The sequence below is a fragment of the Mesorhizobium sp. M4B.F.Ca.ET.143.01.1.1 genome (assembly GCF_004792275.1).
Classification (GTDB): domain Bacteria; phylum Pseudomonadota; class Alphaproteobacteria; order Rhizobiales; family Rhizobiaceae; genus Mesorhizobium; species Mesorhizobium abyssinicae.
The window spans coordinates 629004-648096 of record NZ_SRSR01000003.1 but is presented as its reverse complement, the minus strand read 5'-3'; the positions used below and the strand labels follow the sequence as shown (position 1 = coordinate 648096).

19 protein-coding genes and 1 riboswitch are annotated in these 19093 nt (G+C 64.0%); of the genes, 3 read left to right on the top strand and 16 right to left on the bottom strand.

Features of this window, described 5'->3' with window-relative positions; genetic code table 11:
* Positions 1-15: 15 nt before the first annotated feature.
* On the bottom strand, positions 16-915 hold the full coding sequence (locus tag EN786_RS10435; RefSeq protein WP_127284690.1) for a LysR substrate-binding domain-containing protein: 900 nt from the start codon (positions 913-915) through the stop codon (positions 16-18).
* 208 nt (positions 916-1123) lie between these two features.
* Here EN786_RS10435 and EN786_RS10430 point away from each other — a divergent pair, with 208 nt between their 5' ends.
* The 3 genes from EN786_RS10430 (at position 1124) to EN786_RS10420 (ending at position 3079) form a co-directional block, all read left to right on the top strand.
* Positions 1124-1309 (top strand): hypothetical protein, encoded by a 186-nt coding sequence (locus tag EN786_RS10430; protein ID WP_127284691.1) that lies wholly within the window; start codon positions 1124-1126, stop codon positions 1307-1309.
* A 198-nt stretch (positions 1310-1507) separates the two neighbouring features.
* A complete protein-coding gene (locus EN786_RS37660; RefSeq protein ID WP_187331318.1) occupies positions 1508-1801 on the top strand; it encodes a hypothetical protein in 294 nt (97 codons plus the stop codon).
* A 339-nt stretch (positions 1802-2140) separates the two neighbouring features.
* On the top strand, positions 2141-3079 hold the full coding sequence (locus tag EN786_RS10420; protein WP_348627112.1) for a GlxA family transcriptional regulator: 939 nt from the start codon (positions 2141-2143) through the stop codon (positions 3077-3079).
* Between the two features lie 64 nt (positions 3080-3143).
* Here the strand turns inward: EN786_RS10420 and EN786_RS10415 are convergent, their stop codons facing one another.
* The 15 genes from EN786_RS10415 to EN786_RS10345 all read right to left on the bottom strand — a co-directional run bounded on the left by EN786_RS10415 (position 3144) and on the right by EN786_RS10345 (position 19092).
* Entirely contained in the window at positions 3144-3491 is a 348-nt protein-coding gene (locus EN786_RS10415) for a peptidase inhibitor family I36 protein (protein WP_127284694.1), read from the bottom strand.
* A gap of 96 nt (positions 3492-3587) precedes the next feature.
* Positions 3588-4433 (bottom strand): DUF1194 domain-containing protein, encoded by an 846-nt coding sequence (locus EN786_RS10410; RefSeq protein WP_127284695.1) that lies wholly within the window; start codon positions 4431-4433, stop codon positions 3588-3590.
* An 80-nt stretch (positions 4434-4513) separates the two neighbouring features.
* Positions 4514-7075 carry an FAD-dependent oxidoreductase gene (locus EN786_RS10405; RefSeq protein ID WP_135908296.1) on the bottom strand — a complete coding sequence of 854 codons (2562 nt, stop codon included), beginning with the start codon at positions 7073-7075 and terminating at the stop codon, positions 4514-4516.
* A 158-nt stretch (positions 7076-7233) separates the two neighbouring features.
* Positions 7234-7992, bottom strand: a complete 759-nt coding sequence (locus EN786_RS10400) for a hydroxymethylpyrimidine/phosphomethylpyrimidine kinase (protein ID WP_127284701.1) — start codon at positions 7990-7992, stop codon at positions 7234-7236.
* The gene (locus EN786_RS10395; protein WP_127284697.1) at positions 7983-8588 is read right to left on the bottom strand and encodes a thiamine phosphate synthase; all 606 of its coding nucleotides are present in this window, start codon (positions 8586-8588) and stop codon (positions 7983-7985) included. Before EN786_RS10395 ends, EN786_RS10400 begins: the two co-directional genes overlap by 10 nt.
* The gene (locus EN786_RS10390; RefSeq protein WP_127284698.1) at positions 8585-9358 is read right to left on the bottom strand and encodes a thiazole synthase; all 774 of its coding nucleotides are present in this window, start codon (positions 9356-9358) and stop codon (positions 8585-8587) included. Before EN786_RS10390 ends, EN786_RS10395 begins: the two co-directional genes overlap by 4 nt.
* A 2-nt stretch (positions 9359-9360) precedes the next feature.
* Positions 9361-9558: a sulfur carrier protein ThiS gene (gene thiS, locus EN786_RS10385; RefSeq protein ID WP_095783628.1), complete on the bottom strand. Its 198-nt coding sequence runs from the start codon at positions 9556-9558 to the stop codon at positions 9361-9363.
* Positions 9479-10528, bottom strand: coding sequence for a glycine oxidase ThiO (gene thiO / locus EN786_RS10380; protein WP_127284699.1), 1050 nt, complete (start codon positions 10526-10528; stop codon positions 9479-9481). The genes thiS and thiO overlap by 80 nt, the downstream gene beginning before the upstream one ends.
* On the bottom strand, positions 10525-12360 hold the full coding sequence (gene thiC, locus EN786_RS10375; RefSeq protein WP_135908293.1) for a phosphomethylpyrimidine synthase ThiC: 1836 nt from the start codon (positions 12358-12360) through the stop codon (positions 10525-10527). Before thiC ends, thiO begins: the two co-directional genes overlap by 4 nt.
* A 103-nt stretch (positions 12361-12463) precedes the next feature.
* Positions 12464-12580, bottom strand: a riboswitch (TPP riboswitch).
* A gap of 95 nt (positions 12581-12675) precedes the next feature.
* Complete coding sequence (locus tag EN786_RS10370) at positions 12676-13428, bottom strand: FkbM family methyltransferase (protein ID WP_127311338.1); 753 nt, start codon at positions 13426-13428, stop codon at positions 12676-12678.
* The gene (locus EN786_RS10365) at positions 13425-14666 is read right to left on the bottom strand and encodes a DUF2029 domain-containing protein (RefSeq protein ID WP_127283748.1); all 1242 of its coding nucleotides are present in this window, start codon (positions 14664-14666) and stop codon (positions 13425-13427) included. Before EN786_RS10365 ends, EN786_RS10370 begins: the two co-directional genes overlap by 4 nt.
* An 18-nt stretch (positions 14667-14684) precedes the next feature.
* The gene (locus EN786_RS10360) at positions 14685-16151 is read right to left on the bottom strand and encodes an aspartate aminotransferase family protein (protein ID WP_189340632.1); all 1467 of its coding nucleotides are present in this window, start codon (positions 16149-16151) and stop codon (positions 14685-14687) included.
* Between the two features lie 33 nt (positions 16152-16184).
* Positions 16185-17192, bottom strand: a complete 1008-nt coding sequence (locus tag EN786_RS10355) for an NAD(P)-dependent oxidoreductase (RefSeq protein WP_127283746.1) — start codon at positions 17190-17192, stop codon at positions 16185-16187.
* Positions 17189-17623: an EamA family transporter gene (locus tag EN786_RS10350; RefSeq protein ID WP_127311339.1), complete on the bottom strand. Its 435-nt coding sequence runs from the start codon at positions 17621-17623 to the stop codon at positions 17189-17191. The genes EN786_RS10355 and EN786_RS10350 overlap by 4 nt, the downstream gene beginning before the upstream one ends.
* Positions 17624-17745: 122 nt before the next feature.
* On the bottom strand, positions 17746-19092 hold the full coding sequence (locus tag EN786_RS10345; protein ID WP_135908291.1) for an FAD-binding oxidoreductase: 1347 nt from the start codon (positions 19090-19092) through the stop codon (positions 17746-17748).
* Position 19093: the final 1 nt, after the last annotated feature.

The window sequence follows — 19093 nt, the reverse complement described above, 5'->3', positions numbered from 1 at the left end:
ACTTGCCAGCCAAGCTCAGAACTTGCCGGTTTCCTTGAACACTTCGAAAGTAGCGCGGATATGGTCCGCGACCGCCTTCACCGGCGCACTGGCGTCCGGCGTCACCACCATGGCCAGGTTGTAGGTGCCGATATCGGGCATGCCGTCCTTCGGGCTAAGCGCGACCATCTCGTCGCCGAGGAACGATCGCGGCAGCGGCGCGACGGCGAGGTCGGCCATGATGGCGGCGCGCTGGCCGGCCGTGTGCGCGCTCATATAGGCGACGCGGTAGTTGCGGCCCTCGCGGCCGAGCGCCTCGAGGGCGCCGGCCCGCCACACGCAGCCCTCCTCCCACAGCGACACCGGCAGCGGCTCGCGCAGATGCGCGCAGCCGCCCTTGGCGCCGGCCCAGACGATCGGTTCGGTCAACAGCACCTCGGCGCCGAGCGCGCTGGTCTTGTAGGAGTTGGTGAGCAGCGTGATGTCGAGCGCTCGGTCGTCCATGCGCCGGCGCAGATTGATGCTCTGGTCGATGGTGACGTCGACGGCGATCGAGGGATGCGACTGTGCGAAGCGCTTCAGGACATGCGGCAGCACGCGTTCGCCGTAGTCGTCCGGAGAGCCCAGCCGCACCACGCCGACAATGTCGGGGATGATGAACTTCGACACCACCTCGCGGTTGATCGACAACAGCCGGCGGGCATAGCCGAGCAGCATCTCGCCGTCCGTCGTCAGCGTCACCGAGCGCGCGTCGCGCGCGAAGACGGAGCGGCCGAGGATGTCCTCTAGCTTCTTGATCTGCATGGAGACGGCCGACGGCGTACGGAAGACGGCGGTGGCGGCCGTGGTGAAGCTGCCGGTTTCGGCAATCGCCACGAAGGTGCGCAGGACATCGAGATCGAGCAGCGGCAGCGGATGATTGAGTGGGGCGTTCATCGGGATCGGCCTTCAATTTTTCTGATGCGAACGATCATTCCATTTCGTTTGATTGAACATCAGTTTGGGAGGATAGTCAACTCCATCGAAGCAGGCTGTTGCCACAAACAGCCATCAAACGACCCCGGCACGGACCTGCATTCGACAGAAATGAAGCTGAAACAGACTGCCGCCGGGCAACTCCCGGCCCAACGCAAAGGAGAATGAAATGTCCATCCTTTCCTCCATCGGCCGGCTTGCGACCGAATTCACCGCGGCCCGCGCCCGTTACCAGACCGAACGCGCCATCCATGCGCTGCCGATCGAACTGCAGAAGGATATCGGCTGGCCGGAAGCCGCCGATGCCAGGACCGGTGCTCGCCACGGTGTCGGATCCTGGGCTGGAGCAAAGTAAATCGTGTGTATCAAAACCTAAAGGCCTGCCCGGCGGACCCAGCCCGGCAGGCCTCTCTATTTTGTCCAACCGCCTGTTTTGTTTGCATTCAAATGATTTTTCCGAGCCATGCTACGGCTGCATGACGCATATGAACCAATCGCATAACGCTGCTTTTTCGATTTAACGCGTTGTAAACAATCGTAAATCCTGGGCACATTGCCCAAAAATGTCGCAATTGGTGTCGCTTTTCATAACAAGCGCTTCGCTTTTGCGATTTCGTTTTCGTTCGCACAAGCCTATATCAACGCCAGCAAACGAGCTGCCCCACTCCATCACGCGAAGGCGACCCGTCTGAGCAACCGAATGGAGATGATTATGAAGCTTCTTGCCCGCCTGTTCCACCGCCGCGAAATGAACCTGACGACCGCGCTCGAGCGCCAGCGCCTTTCGAAGACCATGCCCGGCCAGACCGGCGCCCTGGCCGCCGCGCGCCTCGGTTTCGTCGCCTGATATTGAGACTTTAGCGCGGCGCCTCCCAGCCGACGCTGTGAAGTTGACCTCCCCGCCGCTTCGGCAAGACCGAAGCGGCGTTTCTTTGCCCAGGGGCCGTTCTGCCCGCTCCGGTAGCACATCGGGGCCCATTCCCCAGGCGATTGCCCATTTGCGACCCATGTCGCAAATTTAATTGTCCCAAACCTCTCTAGGCGATTGACAGGAATGGTTTTTCCTGATGTCGCTATGCTATTCGCGACATCCTGTTCGCGTCATGGCCGCGTGAGGTTTCCCGTGAATGCCGTAAAGCACCCGATCAAGAGATCGTTTGTATTTTTCCTCGTCCCCGACTTCACCATGATCGCCTTCGCGACGGCGCTCGATCCGCTGCGCTCGGCCAACCGCATGCTTGGCTACGAGGCCTATAGCTGGCGCCTGGCGAGTATCGACGGCAAGCCTGTGCGCGCCTCGAACGGCGTCGAATGCGCCGTCAACACCTCGCTTGAGGAGGAGCGCAGGAAAATGGCCGGACCGGACCGGCCGAACATGGCCATCGTCTGCAGCGGCGTCAATGTCGAGCGCTACCAGAACAAGTCGGCCTTCGCCTGGCTGCGCGAGGAATACAATCGCGGCGTCGCCGTCGGCGGGTTGTGCACGGGCGCGCATATCCTTGCCGCCGCCGGCCTGTTGTCCAACAAGCGCTGTGCCATCCATTGGGAGAATCTGCCCGGCTTTTCCGAGGCCTTCCCCAAGGCCAACGTCTTTGCCGACCTGTTCGAGATCGACCAGAACATCTACACCTGCGCCGGCGGCACCGCCGCGCTCGACATGATGCTGAAGCTGATCGGCGACGATTTCGACGAGAGCCTCGTCAACCGCGTCTGCGAGCAGGTGCTGACCGACCGCGTGCGCAGCCCGACCGACCGCCAGCGCCTGCCGCTGCGCGCCCGCCTCGGCGTGCAGAATTCCAAGGTTCTGACCATCATCGAACTGATGGAAGCGAACCTCTCCGAGCCGCTGTCGCTGATCGAGATCGCCGACCATGTCGATCTCTCGCGCCGACAGATCGAGCGCCTGTTCCGCACCGAGATGGGCCGTTCGCCCGCCCGCTACTACCTGGAGATCCGGCTCGACCGCGCCCGCCATCTCTTGATCCAGTCGTCGATGCCGGTGGTCGAGGTGGCGGTGGCCTGCGGCTTCGTCTCCGCCTCGCATTTCTCCAAATGCTACCGCGAGCTCTATGCCCGCTCGCCGCAGCAGGAACGCGTCGACCGCAAGCAGCTGCTGGCGGCCTGACCCTCATAGGTGTCCAAAAAAGGCTAGATCGCTGGAGCGGCTTCCCGCTCCAGCTGGGATAGTTTTAGTACCTCTCGCCGCAGTAGCATTCGGCCGATGAGATGCGATCGTTCCAGCCGGTATTGCTGAAATCGCGGACCCTGCGATTGAGCTCGATCGACCGACCTCGCATCCTCGTATCCGAATAGGCGACGAGGGTGCAGCCGCGGCTCACGATCACCGAGGAGACGCGATCGTTCCAGAACTGGCCGCCACGAAAGCTCACCGAATCGTCCGCTCCCAATTCCAGCGCGCGGCCGCGAAAATTCGAGTGCTCGAACATGATGCAGCCCGCATCGCCGTAATACTGAGCACTGGCGCTGCCGGCGCAAAACACCGATGCGGCCGCCATCAGGATTGCGACAGATTTCATGGGACGTCTCCTCGTTTGCGCATGGAAGCCGTATGATCGGCACGGCGCGACGACTTTGCATGGCCGACACCGGACAGGCAAGCCGGGGCATGACAACTAGCGGCTGTCGAACATCCAGCTGCGGTCGCGCCACATTTTCTCGCCGACCTGACAATCCACGATCGGCTTGTCCTGGGCGAGCACCATCGGCGGATCAGCTGCCTCATCGGCCGCCCGTTGCGGCGAACCTGGACCGGCAAGCTCCAGCACCAGCTTGCGGCGGATCGCTTCCGGAAACTGCGTCCAGTCGTTGACCGGGATCATGAAGGCGCCGGGACCACCGATGACGCAGTCGCTGTAATAGCGGTCGAGATCATTGACGTCGTAGGCGCCGGTGAAGCCGCCGCGCGTCATCAACGGCAGCCCGTTGATGGTGATGCCCTGGCTCACCACGATATCCCGCGCGAGGTTGACGGGCGCCCCCTGGTTGTTGGGCCCGTCGCCGGAAATGTCGATGACGCGCTTGACGCCCTGAAAGCCGCTTTCGGCGAAAAGATCGCTGCCGAATTCCAGCGCGCCGGAAATCGAGGTGCGCCTGGCGCTGTCCGGCGGGTGGGCGTTGAGCTGCTCGACCACGCGCTCGGCATCGGCCCGGTTGGCGATCGCCGTCCACGGCACGATGACCCGCTGCCAGTTGCTGCCCGCCCATTCGACATAGGTGACGGCGATCTTGCCATAGGCGCCGTCGGCAATCGCCTTGAGCACCAGATCGTGCGTCAGCGCCGCCGCGTAGCCATGGCGCTGGATCTCGAGCTCTTCAGGCGACATCGACAACGAGACGTCGACGGCAAGCACCAGCTCGATGTCGACGGATTCCGCGGAGGATGCGGGCGTCGCGCAAAGTGCCGACGCCAGCGCGGCGCAGAACGGAAGGAGATGTCTTGCACTGGCAAAAGCAGACATGCCGCGACGGTAAGCGAGAATCGCGGCCGGACAAAGCGAAAAGCCCGGCGGGGGCCGGGCTTCTCGTGCGCTTGGAAAACTCAGCTGCGCGGCTTCAGACTCTCCGGATCGTAGAGCGGCTTGTAGCCGACGCCGGCAACCTCGACCGGATAGGTCTCGCCGAAATACTCGACCTGCAGCTTGCGCCCTTCCTGGGCGTAGGCCCAGGGCAGATAGGCAAGCGCGATGTTCTTGCCGATGGTCGGGCCGTAGGCGACCGAGGTGGTGAAGGAGCGGCGGCCGAGTTCGTCGACCAGCGTCTCGCCGGTCGCGGGGTCCAGCACCGGCATGGTGCCGACCGGATAGCGCGCGACGCCGTTCGCATCGATGTTGTCGGTCATTACCAGCGTGCACAGCATCGCCGGCTGATGCTCGCGGGCGCGATACTCCACATGCTTGGCCTTGCCGCAGAAATCGTTCTCCTTGACCTTCGGACGTGCAAGGTCGGCCTCGAGCAGATTGTACTCGGTCAACAGGTCGGCGTTCTGCAGCCGCAGGCTCTTTTCCATGCGGCGCGTGTTGGCATAGGTCTCGACGCCGAACGGCATGACGCCGGTCGAACGCAGCGCGTCCCAGACGGCGAGGCCATCCTCGTAGCGCATGTGCAGTTCCCAACCCTGCTCGCCGACATAGGAGATGCGGAACGCCGTCACATCCTTGCCGCCGATCCGGATCGGCTTGATCGCGGCGAAGGGGAAATTCTCCGGCGTCAGCCCGTTCGGATCCTCGACCACCTTCTGCAGAGTGGTGCGCGCGTTCGGGCCCCAGATGCCGATGGTGACGTATTTTTCGGTCACGTCGGTGACGGTGACGTCGAAGCCCTTGTCCTGCGCGGTGCGCTGCATGTAGCGGAAGTCGCGCGGACCGGCGTCGGCGCCGTCGATCACACGGCAGCGGTCGGCCATGCGGATGACGGTGAAGTCGGCGCGCACCATGCCTTCCTCGTCGAGGAAGTGGGTGTAGATGCCCTTGCCGATGTTGTTGTCGCCGCCGATCTTGGCCGCGCACAGCCATTCGAGCAGCGCGACATGGTCGGGCCCTTCGACGTCATACATCGAGAAATGCGACAGGTTGACGATACCGCAATCCTCGCTCATCGCCAGATGCTCGGCATTGGAGACGCGCCAGAAGTGGCGGTTGTCCCATTCGTTCTGGCGCACCGGCACGCGGTTGCCGTATTTCTCCAGCAGATACTCGTTGGCGGCATAACCGTGGGCGCGCTCCCAGCCGCCGAGTTCCATGAAATAGCCGCCGAGTTCCTTCTCGCGCTCCCAGAACGGCGAGCGGCGTATGTTGCGGCCCTTCGAGAACGGCTCGCGCGGATGCACAGCCGGATTGTAGACCTTCATCGCCGTCTCGGTGCAGCGCTCCCAGATGAACTCTTCCTTCGTCTGGTGCGGGTAGAAGCGCGCATAGTCGATTGCGTGATGGTCGATCGAGGTGCGGCCGTCGGTCATCCAGTCGGCGATCAGCTTGCCCATGCCGGGGCCGTCCTTGACCCAGATGGCGACGGCGTACCACAGGCCCCTCACCTTCTGGCTCTCGCCCATCGATGGGCCGCCGTCGGTGGTCACCTGCAGCAGGCCGTTGAAGGAATGGCTCTCATTGTAGCCGAGCTCGCCCAAGATCGGCGTCAGCTCCATGGCGCGTTCCAGCGGCGCCAGGATCTGCTCCATGTCGAGATCGCGCTGCGACGGCGACAGCCGCGCCTGGTACTTTTCGAGCAGGTCGCGCGGGTGGCAGAGACGCGGATTGTTCTCTTCGTAATAGCCCCACTCGATCTGCCCGCCCTCGGCGGTCTTGGGATCGCCGGTGTCACGCATATAGGCCGAATTGCCCTGGTCGCGCAGCAGTGGCCAGCCGATCTCCTTGCCGGTGCCGGCGAACTCGTTGTAGGGGCCGAAGAAGGTCAGCGGATGGTCGATCGGCATCACCGGCAGGTCCTCGCCGACCAGCGCCGCGGTCAAACGGCCCCAGATGCCGGTGCAGACGACCACATAGTCGGCCATGATCGTTCCGCGCTCGGTCACCACGCCCTTGATGCGCCCGTTCTCGACGATCAGCGACTTGGCCGAGGTGTTGGCGAAAGACTGGAGCTTGCCGGAGGCCACACCCTGGTCGACGAGCTTGCCGGCGACCGTCTGCGAGCGCGGAATGACCAGGCCGGCATCCGGATCCCACAAGCCGCCCTGCACCATGCTCTCTTCGATCAGCGGAAACTTTTCCTTGATCTCGGCCGGCTCGATCAGCCGCGCCCGGGTGCCGAAGGATTTGGCCGAAGCGATCTTGCGCTTGATCTCCGCCATGCGGCTGTCGTCGCCGACGCGCGCGACTTCGAGGCCGCCAATGCGCGCGTAATGGCCCATCTTCTCGTAAAAATCGATCGAATAGAGCGTTGTCCAGCAGGACAGGAAGTCATGGCTGGTCGTGTAGCAGAAGTCGGACGCGTGCGCCGTCGAGCCGATATCGGTCGGGATGCCGGACTTGTCGATGCCGACAATGTCGTCCCATCCGCGCTCGATCAGGTGATGGGCGATGGAAGCGCCCACGATCCCGCCCAGCCCGACGATGACGACCTTCGCCTTTTCCGGAAACCCTGCCATTGCCCGTGACTCCAAAGTGGTAAAGCGGGCGGACTATAGGGCGGAGCGGTGTCGCGATTGAAGCCTGTTTGCGACATTACGAAAAGACCGAGCGACCCTGACGACCGAACATGCTTCCTTCGGACGCCACAGGCGAGGATTTTTGCCATGCGACGGAGTCAGTCGGACCGCTCCATGAGCTTCTGGAAGACAAGCTGCTTACCTTCGCGCACGCTGTCTTCAAGCGGCTTCGCCTTCGCCAGATGCGCGGCGATCGCGCTGGCCAGCATGCATCCCGTCCCACGCATCGATGCTGCAAGGCGTGGTGTGTCGAAGCGGAGTGGTTCTTGGTTCGAGCGCAACAGAATGTCGGTCGATCGCGGTCCCGATGCATGACCGCCCTTGATCAGCAGGGCCTGCGCACCTGCGCCGAGCAATTCCTGACCCTGCCTGATCGCGCCATCCTCGTCGGTTGCGCGTTCCGCCGGGACAAGAAGCGCCAGCTCGATGAGATTGGGCGTGACCAAGCGGCAAAGCGGCATCAGGTCATGCTTCATCGCCGCGACCGCGTCAGCTTCCAGCAGCGCCCGGCCTGAGGTGGAGGCCAACACCGGATCGAGTATTGCCGGCACCCGAGGACTTTCGCGCAGCACGGCCGCAACGGCCACGACGGTCTCGGCAGTCGCCAGCATGCCGATCTTGATGGCGACCACCTCGTTGGCCTGCAGCGCGGCGCGCATCTGGTCGGCCACCAGGCGTGGCGATGAGCGGTGTATTTGCGCCACGCTTTCTTGCGTCTGTACTGTCAGCGCGGTCACGGCCAGGCAGGTGCGCACGCCAAGCGAAGAGATCGTCTCGATATCGCGTGCAAGTCCGGCACCCCCGCTGGAGTCGGATCCGGCAATGACAAGGACGTGCGGTTCTTGCCTCAGCGCCATCGCTCCGTCTTTGCGATCCATTCCCGCGTGCGCGCCTCGGGATCGGCATTCAATGTGATGTCAGTCACAACCGCCGCGCTGTCGGCGCCAGCCGCAAAGACATTGTCGAGCCGGTCAGGGTTGAGGCCGCCGATGGCGACCAAGGGGATTGGCGCGACCCGGCGCTTCCACTCGCCGATCCGCTCCAGCCCTTGCGGCACCCATTTCATCTTCTTCAGGATGGTGGCATAGACGGGACCGAGCGCGATGTAGTCGGGCTTGGCGGCGATGGCCGTTTCCAGTTCGGCATGATTGTGCGTGCTGAGCCCGAGCCTCATACCGGCTGCGCGTATCGCCGAGAGGTCGGCGGTCTGCAGATCCTCCTGGCCGAGATGGATGAAGTCGCAACCTTCCTCGATTGCCAGTTGCCAGTGGTCGTTGACGATGAGCTGGCATTGGTGCTCGGCACACAAGGCTTTCGCCTTGCGGATTTCGGCGCGCAGTCCGGCCTCGTCCATAGCCTTGATGCGCAACTGAACCAACCTGACGCCGAGGGGCGCCAACCGTTCGATCCACGCGGCGCAATCGACGATCAGGTAGAAGGGATCGAGCTTCATACGAAAACCGCCCTGCCGAATGTCGGCGTCGACGGCATCGCGACCTCGCGCGGTTCGAGCATTCCCGAGCGGAACGCCTCATGGCCGGCTTCCACCGCCTTGCCGAATGCGCGCGCCATGCCGACCGGGTCGGCAGCCTTGGCGACCGCCGTATTCAGCAGCACCGCATCGAAGCCGAGTTCCATCACGGTCGCGGCATGTGATGGCCGGCCCAATCCCGCGTCGACGATCAGCGGGATGCCAGGGAAATGTGCGCGCATCGATCGCAGCGCCGGGATGTTGACCGGCCCCAGCGCCGAACCGATGGGCGCGCACCACGGCATCAGGACCTTGCAGCCCGCCTCAAGCAGCCGTTCGGCGACGACGAGGTCGTCGGTGGTGTAGGGGAATACCGAAAAGCCGTCCTCGCTGAGGATGCGCGCCGCCTCGACCAGGCCGAACACATCCGGCTGCAGCGTGTCGTGGTTGCCAATCACTTCCAGCTTGATCCAGTTCGTGCCGAACACTTCGCGTGCCATCTTCGCGGTCGTGACCGCTTCCTTGACGGAATGGCAGCCGGCGGTGTTGGGCAGGATTTTCGTGCCAAGCGTGCTGATCAGCGCCCAGAATTTCTCGCCGGCTTTGCCGCCCGCCATCTCCCGCCGCAAGGAGACGGTCAGCACCGATGTGCCCGACGCCGTAACCGCATCGGCAAGGATGGCTGGCGACGGATATTGCGCCGTTCCGAGAAGCAGACGAGAGGGAAGCGTCGTCCCGAAAAGCTCCAGCATCGCTAGCCTCCCTGCATGGGCGAGAGGATTTCGATCCGGTCGCCGTCGCTCAAATGGAATTCCGCCCGATGGGCTTTGTGCACGAGGTCGCTGTTGACGGCCGTTGCCAGCCAATCGCCCTCATAGTCGAGCGCCGCAAGCAGCGCCGCCAGGGTTGTCGCCGTGATCTCGAGCGCTTCGCCGTTCACGATCAGTTTCATGTGTAGACTCCACAGGTTCGTGCTGCCTGAAGACAATTTCGGCTGCTTGCCGTGCCATGGCAGGCGCCAGAAGAAAGCCATGACGATAGAGGCCGTTGATCCTGACGGTGTCGCCGCTGGTTTCGACGCGCGGCAGGTTGTCTGGAAAGGCCGGGCGAACGCCGACGCCGGTCTCAAGGACCTCCGCCTCGCCAAAGGCCGGATGGAGCGCGCAGGCAGCGCTGAGCAACTCCATGATCGAACGGGCCGTGATCGATCCCCCGGACTGGCTTTCGATCATCGTCGCACCGATCATGAAACGGTGGTCGGCGCGCGGCACGATGTAGAGCGGAAAGCGCGGATGAAGCAGCCGGACCGGCCGCGACAGCGAGACGTCGGGCGCACGCAGGATCAGCATCTCGCCGCGCACGCCGCGCAGCCTGTCGTCGACAGCGGCCATTCCCGTGCAGTCGATCCGGCGATCGAAACCGCACACCTGCCTGATATCGGCGCCGAAGTGGAATGCGGCGCCCATGGCCGCGAGCCGGTCATGAAGTTTCGCCATCGCCTGGCGCGGGTCGAGGTGGGCCTCGTCGGGGAAGAGCAGCCCACGACGGAAGCGGCCGGCAAGGTCGGGCTCGAGGCGCGCGACTTGGTCTTCATCGACACGCCGGTGACCCGTCGTGCGGCTGGCGAAGCGGTCGAGCTCGCCCGCATCGCGCGGCGCGGCCACGACCAGCGTTCCGGCCCGCGTCACCTGGCCGGGCGTCGCCGCATCCCACCAGTCGGCGGCGTCGCGTCCGAGATCGAGCACCGGCTGCTCGGCGCTTTCACGCTCGCACCAGGGCGCCAGCATGCCGCCGGCGAACCACGACGCATTGCCGCCAAGGCCGGGCCTTGTCTCCGCAACCGTCACAGTCGCGCCGCGGATGGCGAGCTCGAAGGCGGCGGTGAGGCCGGCGACGCCGGCCCCATTGACCAGCACCTTCATGACGGCTCACGCCCCTGTGGTATGAGCGGTGCGCCGATCTCGTCCGCCGGCACATAGAGATCGCCGCCCTCACGGTATTTCAGCGCCATCGCCGCCATGCCTTCTTTCTGTGCCTCGGCCCGGATGTCGTGGGAAATGCGCATGGAGCAGAATTTCGGCCCGCACATCGAGCAGAAATGCGCCAGCTTGTGCGCCTCCTTGGGCAAGGTCTCGTCGTGGAACGAGCGCGCCGTTTCGGGGTCGAGCGACAGGTTGAACTGGTCTTCCCAGCGGAACTCGAACCGCGCGCGGGAAAGAGCATCGTCCCTGACCTTCGCCGCAGGGTGGCCCTTGGCGAGATCCGCGGCGTGTGCGGCGATCTTATAGGTGATCACGCCGGTCTTGACGTCATTACGGTCGGGCAGGCCGAGATGCTCCTTCGGCGTGACGTAGCAGAGCATTGCCGTGCCGAACCAGCCGATCATGGCAGCACCTATGCCGGAGGTGATGTGATCGTAGCCCGGCGCGATGTCCGTGGTGAGCGGCCCCAGCGTATAGAACGGCGCCTCGCCGCAGACGGCGAGCTGCTTGTCCATGTTCTGCTTGATCTTGTGCATCGGCACATGACCGGGCCCCTCGATCATCACCTGGCAGTCCTTGGCCCAGGCGATCTGAGTCAGTTCGCCTAGCGTTTCCAGCTCGGCGAACTGCGCGGCGTCGTTGGCGTCGGCGATCGAGCCCGGACGAAGGCCGTCGCCTAGTGAGAACGACACGTCGTAGGCACGGCAGATGTGGCAGATCTCGGCGAAGTGTTCGTAGAGGAAGCTCTCCCGGTGATGGTGCAGGCACCATTTGGCCATGATCGAGCCACCGCGCGAGACGATCCCGGTCACCCGGTCGACGGTCAGCGGGATATAGTGCAGCCGCACGCCGGCGTGGATGGTGAAATAGTCTACGCCCTGCTCGGCCTGCTCGATCAGCGTGTCGCGGTACACCTCCCAGGTCAGGTCCTCGGCGATGCCGCCCACCTTTTCCAGCGCCTGGTAAAGCGGCACCGTGCCGATCGGCACAGGCGCATTGCGCACGATCCATTCGCGAATGTTGTGGATGTTGCGGCCCGTCGACAGGTCCATCACCGTGTCGGCGCCCCAGCGGATCGCCCACACCATCTTCTCGACCTCTTCGGCCATCGACGAGGTGACGGCGGAGTTGCCGATATTGGCGTTGATCTTGACCAGGAAATTGCGCCCGATGATCATCGGCTCGCTCTCGGGATGATTGATGTTGGCGGGAATGATCGCCCGTCCGCGCGCCACCTCGTCGCGCACGAATTCCGGCGTCACGAAGTCGGGGATTGCCGCGCCGAAGGCTTCTCCGTCGCGCTCGAGCTTGCCGCGCAGGGCCTCGCGGCCCAGATTCTCGCGGATCGCGACGAACTCCATCTCGGGCGTGATGATGCCGGCGCGCGCATAGGCAAGCTGGGTCACCGCCTTGCCGGCTTTCGCCCGCAGCGGGCGATTGCGGATCGGAAATTCCGGCGTCAGGCGCTCGCCTGTCGCGAACCCGTTGTCTTCCGGCCGTACATGGCGGCCGTCATAGGCTTCGACATCGCCGCGTGCTGTAACCCATTCGTGGCGAAGCCGGGCAAGGCCCTTTTCGATGTTGGTTTCGACAGCCGGGTCGGTATAGGCGCCGGATGGATCGTAAACGGTAACGGGCGGCTCGCCGGCCGTCGGATGGACAGAGATCTCGCGCATCGGCACTTTGATCTGGGGGTGGAGGCTGCCTTGCTTGTGGATCTTGCGCGAGGCGGGCAACGGCCCCATCGACACGGTGGGGGTAAGGGCATTCATCTTGAGGCTCCTTTGCTCATGCATTGGAGACCCAGTTCTGTGCCGGAAGGATGAAAAGACGCTTTGGTCGCCCTGCCGAAACAGGACCTCGGGCATAGACTCCCGCAAAGCGCTTGCACCGTCCCTACGCCAGTATGAACTGGATCAGGTTCAACGGGTCACTGCGCCGCGAAAGCCAGCAGTATCTCAGCCCCTTGCCGGGACTCCCCTGGTGATTGCCTCAGGTTGGACGGGCCGGCGCCGCTTTGTCAAGCCGTGTTCGGCCGGCGCGGCGGCGGGAGAGACTTGCCCTTGTGGACGGGAGGTCGGCGAAACTCAGGCGAAAGCCCAGACGTCCTCGGCCTGGAAGCCGACCTGGTAGCCAGCGGTCTTCAGCTTGACCACCACCTGGCCGATCTCGGCCGCCGGCAGCGCGCCGACTTCGATCTTGATCATGCCGGGACGGTAGCGCTTGAGGTCGAGCTGCTCGAACACCATCCAGTCGGCGCCCTCGCAATCGACGAGGAAGGCGTCGATATAGGCAATGCCGTTGCGGTCGAGCAGCGTCTGCAGTGTCTCCGACGGCACCTCGATGTCCTTGAGGTGCGGCGCGAACTTGTTGAAGTTGGCGTCCGCCTCGCCCCAGGCGTTCTTGCCCGACATCAGATTGGTGTCGGTTACCGACGAGCAGCCGATGAACTCGATCGGCAGCGTGCCGTCTTCGAGCGCGGCGGCGTCAAATGTATGAACGGTGATCGTCCCCCTGGTCCGCGTCACCGCCACAGGCTCGATGATGAAGCGCCCGGTATCGGGATAGTTGGCGCGCAGGCGCTTCTGATTGTAGGGGATCGGTTCGACCAGCATCGCCCGCGCCCGCGCAATGCGGTGCAGCCAGGGCGTCACGTCGTCGAACAGCGCGCCGTCGCAGGCGCCGACATTGACCATCTGGAACGGCCTGCCGCCGAAGCGTGCCTTCAGCGCCGCCCGGGCGAGGAATTTCGTGCCGCGCAGCGCCGGCCCGCGATCGAGCAGCCCGGCCGGAAGGCCGAACGAGAGCGCGATGCGCGCCAGGTTGGAAGCGGAACTCATTGCGGGTCTCCGGGCTTGTCTCCGCCAACGACGTGCGGCGCGACGCGACGCTGGCCGGCCGAGGCCCATAGCGCCATCAGCGGGCAAGCAAGCAGCAGGAAGGGCGGCAGCAGGTTGGGGAAATAGATGCGTGTGTCGTGGATCGGGAACACCGTGAACTTGGCCAGAACGCCGAGCACCAGCGCCGCAAGCAGGATACCGGCGCGACGATCGAGGCGGAAACCGGCGCGGCCAAGCGCGTACCATCCGGCCAGCGCTAGCACCGAGACGCCCACCCAACTGTTGGCGTTGATCGCACGCAGCAGCGAGGCGGCGAAGGCCTTGAGGTAGGCCGCGAGCGAGAATGGCGGCTCGAAGCCGTCCATATTGTAGTGCTGCTCGATCGTGGAGAACCACAGATGCGGCCACCAGCCAGGGTGCTGGGCCCAGTGCGAAATGGCGAAATAGGCAATGAAGGAGGCGGCAAAGCCCGCCAGCGCGCCCCAGGCCCTTTGCCGGAAGATGATGAGCAGCATGGCGAAGATGGCCAGGAAGACGATGTTGTCCGGCCGCGCCATGAAGGCGAGGAACAGCAGGATCGCGGTCGCCGCCTCGCGTTTGCGCACATAGGCGAACAGGCCGCCGAGGAACAGTGCGGAGCACATCAGGTCCGGCGTCGACGCGCGCGCCGCGTCGCCGAAATCGGCCATGATCAGCACCGCGCCGACTATCGGAGCCAAGGCCAGCGCGCCTTCCGAACGCAGCCAGATGAGCGTGATGCCGCCGAACAGCAGCACCGAGACCACGGAGACCAGCCGCATAGCCTCGACCGGCGACACGACATGGCTGAGGCCGGACAGGATCTCGGCATAGAGGAACTTGATCCGGTACATGCCGAGCAGCGAATGGAAGTCGGCGGCATTTTCCGCCATATGGCTGCGGTAGCCGCCGCCATCGTCGGTCAGCGTCTTGTAGTCGGCGGCCGAGACGCCCGCCTTAACCGTGCTGTAGGCATAGTCGTGCAGGACCTGCGGATCGGGATAGGTGCCTTCCTCGGCGACCGCCAGATAGGGCAGCATATCCCAGTTGGCGTCGGGCATGATCCAGGCCGTTGCCGCCGTCAAAAGGATGTAGAGCGAGAAAGCCGCCGCGCCGATGGGTGCCGCCAGCCGCGCATAGGTCCCCTCGCCCCAGGCGAGACCAGCCCCGGCGAACCGGTCGAGCGGATTGGTCGGGACAGTCGGCGGCCTGGTCAGCATCGTTCTGCTCAGCGCCCTCTACTTGCCGACCTGGCTTTTGACGAAATCCTTCACGATCGCCACGATGCCGCGCGACAGAAGGTTGTCGAAGGCATCGACGAAGCGGTCGACATGCTCGCGCTGGCAGATCAGCGGCGGCTCCAGCCGGATGACGTTGCGATTGTATTCGGTGAAGGCCACGAGCACGTCGTAGTCGCGCAACAACAGCGAGCCGACGAAGCCGGACAGCGAGCCCTTCAGCTTGTCGTCGAGCACGCTGACGATTGGCCTCAGCACCATCGGCAAGGTCTGCGAGAAATCGTGGAACTCGAGCCCGATCATAAAACCCCTGCCGCGCACGTCCTTGATGATCTTCGGATACTTCTCCTTGAGCGCCTGCAGCCGCTGCAGAAGGTAGTCGCCCGTCGCGGCCGCATTGTCGATCAGGCCTTCGTCGTAGAGCACGTTGAGCCCCTCGATCGCGGTGACGCAGGCTTCGCCCATGCCGCCGAAAGTCGCCATGGCATGGATCATCGCCGTCTTCGGCGTGCCATAGGCCTTCATGTATACGTCGCGCCTGGCGATCATGGCGCCGACCGCCGCCTTGCCGGCGCCGAGCGATTTCGCCAGCGCCGTCACATCCGGCACGACACCGTAGTGCTCGAAAGCGTAGAAGCGGCCGGAACGGCCATAGCCGCACTGCACCTCGTCGGCGACCCACAGCACGCCGTACTGGTCGCAAAGCGCGCGCAGCTTCTGCCAGTATTCGGCAGGCGCCTGGATGATGCCGCCGCCGCCCTGGATGGTTTCGAGCACGATGACGCCGATCTCGGGATCGCTCCTGAACAGGCGCTCGACCGCATCGATGTCGGCGAAGGGCACCCGCACGACATTGTCCGCCACCTTGAAGTCGGCGCGGTAGAGCGAACCGTCGGTGATCGCCAGCACGCCCTTGGTCTTGCCGTGGAATGAATTCTCCGCATAGACGACCTTCGGCCGCTTCGGGCCGGCGGCGCGCTCGGCAAGCTTCACAGCCGCTTCCATGGCTTCCGAACCGGACGAGCCGAGGAACACCATGTCGAGGTCGCCGGGCGAGCACTTGGCGATGTTGTGCGCAAGCGCCGCTGCATATTGCGACATGAAAGCGATGGCGATTTCCTGCCTCTTCTCCTCCTGGAATTTCTTGCGTGCTTCGAGGATGCGCGGGTGGTTGTGGCCGAAGGCCAGCGAGCCGAAGCCGCCGAAGAAGTCGAGGATCTTGCGGCCGTTCTGGTCGATGTAGAACATGCCCTCGGCGCGCTCGATCTTGACCTTGTGGAAGCCGAGCAGCTTCATGAAATGCAGCTGGCCCGGATTGAGATGGGCCTTGAACAGGTCGGTGATGCGGGCGACGTCCATCGCCTTGGCCTGCTCGACGCTCATCAGCTCGGGCTTGGCGATGGTGGCGGGCGACAGCGCCGGCGCCTCGACCAGCGTGCGCGTGCTCGTGTGTTCCGGCTTGGCCATGACGGTCATCTGAAAATCTCCCCTTCGTCGCCTTTATTCGGCAGGAACGTGTTTGGTGGCGACGGCGTGGCCGTCCTTCTTGGCGCGGTACTCGCTGTAGGCGGCGATCAGCATGTCCTCGTCGCGATATTGCGGCACCCAGCCGAGCTGGCGCTCGGCCTTGGACACGTCGAGCACGCACTCCTCGTCGGCGATCAGATACTGCTCCGGATCCATGATCGGCATGTTCATGAGGTCGAGCAGGTCGAGCGTGCGCTTGACCGCCCAGCCCGGTGTCGGGATCAGGACCGATTTCGAACCGGCATGCCGGATCAGGTCGCCAAGCAGCTTCTTCACCGGCGGCGGGTTGAGGGAGCCGAGATTATAGGCCTCGTTCGGCACGCCGGCCTTCCAGGCCGCGCGGGCAGCTTCCGCGCAGTCGAAAACAGAGATGAACTGGTAGGGATTCTTGCCCGAGCCGATCATAGGCACGGGCAAATTCCAGTCGATCAGCTTGAACAGTTTCTCCAAAATGCCGAGGCGGCCGGGACCGATGATCAGGCGCGGCCTGAACAGCGAGATTGACATGCCGCGCTTGCGCCATTCGGCAGCCAGCTCCTCGGTCCTCAACTTCGACAGGCCGTACTCGCCGAGCGGCGCGACCGGATGCTCCTCGGTCATCGGCATCGTCACCGTGTGCCCGTAGATCATGTCGGTCGTGTAGTGGACGAGCTTCGAGGCGCCGGCCTTGTCCATCGCCTTCATGATGTTCTCGGTGCCGTGGAAATTCACCGGGAAGAAGAAGTCGTGCCGCTTGGCGCGCACCTGGATCGGCGACAGCATCTTCGCCGACAGGTTGTAGACCATGTCCTCTCCCCTGAGCCCGACGGTCGCGACAGAGGCCGGATCGGTGACGTCACATGTGACGAAACGAGCCGAGCGATAATGCGGCAGATCGCTCTTGACGATGTCGGCGACAACGACCTCTTCGCCGTCGGCAACAAGCTTGGGGGCAAGGTGGCGGCCGACGAAACCGTCGCCGCCGAAAATCACATGTCTCATCGAACGATCTCGCTTGTGCCGATCTTGTCTTGGGTGATGGAAGCGGTCTGGTCCTCGTGCCCTCGCCCACTTTGGGCGATCAGCACCGTGCCGACGCAGATGCAGGCGATGCCGGCGACGCGCCAGCCATTGAGGTCCTCGCGGAAAACGAAATAGGCGAAGACCGCGACCGCGACATAGGCGAGGCTGAGGAATGGATAGGCGAAGCTGAGCTCGACCTTGGACAGCACATAGAGATGCGAGGCCATCGAGATGACGAAGGTGCAGAGCCCGAGGAACACCCACGGGCTGAAGACGATCTGCAGCAGCTTCAACAGCGGATTGGTGCCCTCGAACGAAATTGGCCCGAGCGACATCATGCCTTGCTTCAGCATCAGCTGCGCTGCCGCATTGGTCATGACCGTGAAGAGAATGAAGACGATGTATTTCATTGTTGCCACCCTGCCCGCAGCGGTCCTATTACAAACCTGCAAACATTTCGTGAAATCACGTGACTGTTTTGAGTAAACCCTGGCTTTAACGCTTCTTGTACCAAGATTTATTCGAATTCTACCTATTCCGCCGCCTGCGCCGTTCCTTGCCGCTCATCCAGTTTCTTTACCGTGCGCGCCCAGAAGTCGGACATGAAGGCGGGATCGCGCACAGCTTCCAGCCGCGGCCAGTCCGGGAAGGATGCCGCGAAGGTCTCGGCGCCCATGCGCGCGTCCTTGTATGGGTTGACCGCGCCGCCCGCCTCGATCGTAATGCGGTCGAGTTCGGCAAGGAGCCTGAGCGTCTTTTCGCCCCGGTTGGGGAAGTCGAGCGTCAGCGTGAAGCCTGGCCTCGGAAACGACAGCAGCGCCGGCGAGCGGACCCTGCCAAAACGCTTCAGCACGGTGAGAAAGGACCCCTGCCCGGCGCGCCTTGCCGCTTCCAGCAGCGCCGGCACGGCATGCCGCGCCGGCCCCTCCGGCACCACGCTCTGGTGCTGGAAAAGGCCCGTCGGTCCATAGAGCCGGTTCCAGTCGCCAACACCGTCGAGCGGAAAGAAAAAGCCCTGGTAGCCAACCTGGCGCGGCGCCGCCGATCGCCCCTTCTTCCATCGATAGGCAGCATTGAAAGCAGTCAGGAACGGCCGGTTGAGCACATTGAATGGCGGCTGCAGCGGCACCGAAAGGCGCGCGCCGGCACGGGACGCCGCATGCAAGCCATGCTCGGCATGGTTGCCGGTGAACAGCAGGCCGCGCCCTCGCCCTCCGGCGAGCTGGTCGATCCAGGCGACGGCGTACTCATTGGCTTGGTCGGCCGCTTCGGTCAGCTCGAAGAATTCGCCGAGATCGCCAAAGGGCGTCGCCTTCTCGACGATGTCGAGCGAAGGCACCCGCATGAGCCGGATCGACGCCGACAGGATCAGCCCGGTCAGCCCCATGCCGCCGATGGTTGCCCGAAACAGCCGGGCATTGCTGGTCGCCGAGCAGCGATAGGTCTTGCCGTCCGAGCGCAGCAGCGTCAGCGATTCGACATGGCAGCCGAAGGTGCCGCGCCGGTGATGGTTCTTGCCGTGGACGTCGTTGGCGATTGCCCCGCCGAGCGTCACGAACTGCGTGCCGGGAACCACCGCCGGGAAAAAGCCGTGGGGCGCGGCGTGGGCGATGATGTCGCACAACAGAACGCCGGCATCCGCCTCCAGCACACCCGTCTCGGCGTTGAACGCGCGGACGCGGTTGAGCGGCCGCATGTCGACCACCGAGCCGGCCTGGTTCTGGCAGGTGTCGCCATAGGAACGACCATTGCCATAGCCGAGCAAGGAACCGTCCTTCGCCGCGCCGCTCTTCAGCAGCGCGATGGCGTCTTCCGCAGGGATCGCATGGCGCGCCGCCGGCGTGGCGCGGCCGAAACTTTGGAAAATGTCACCGGCCATG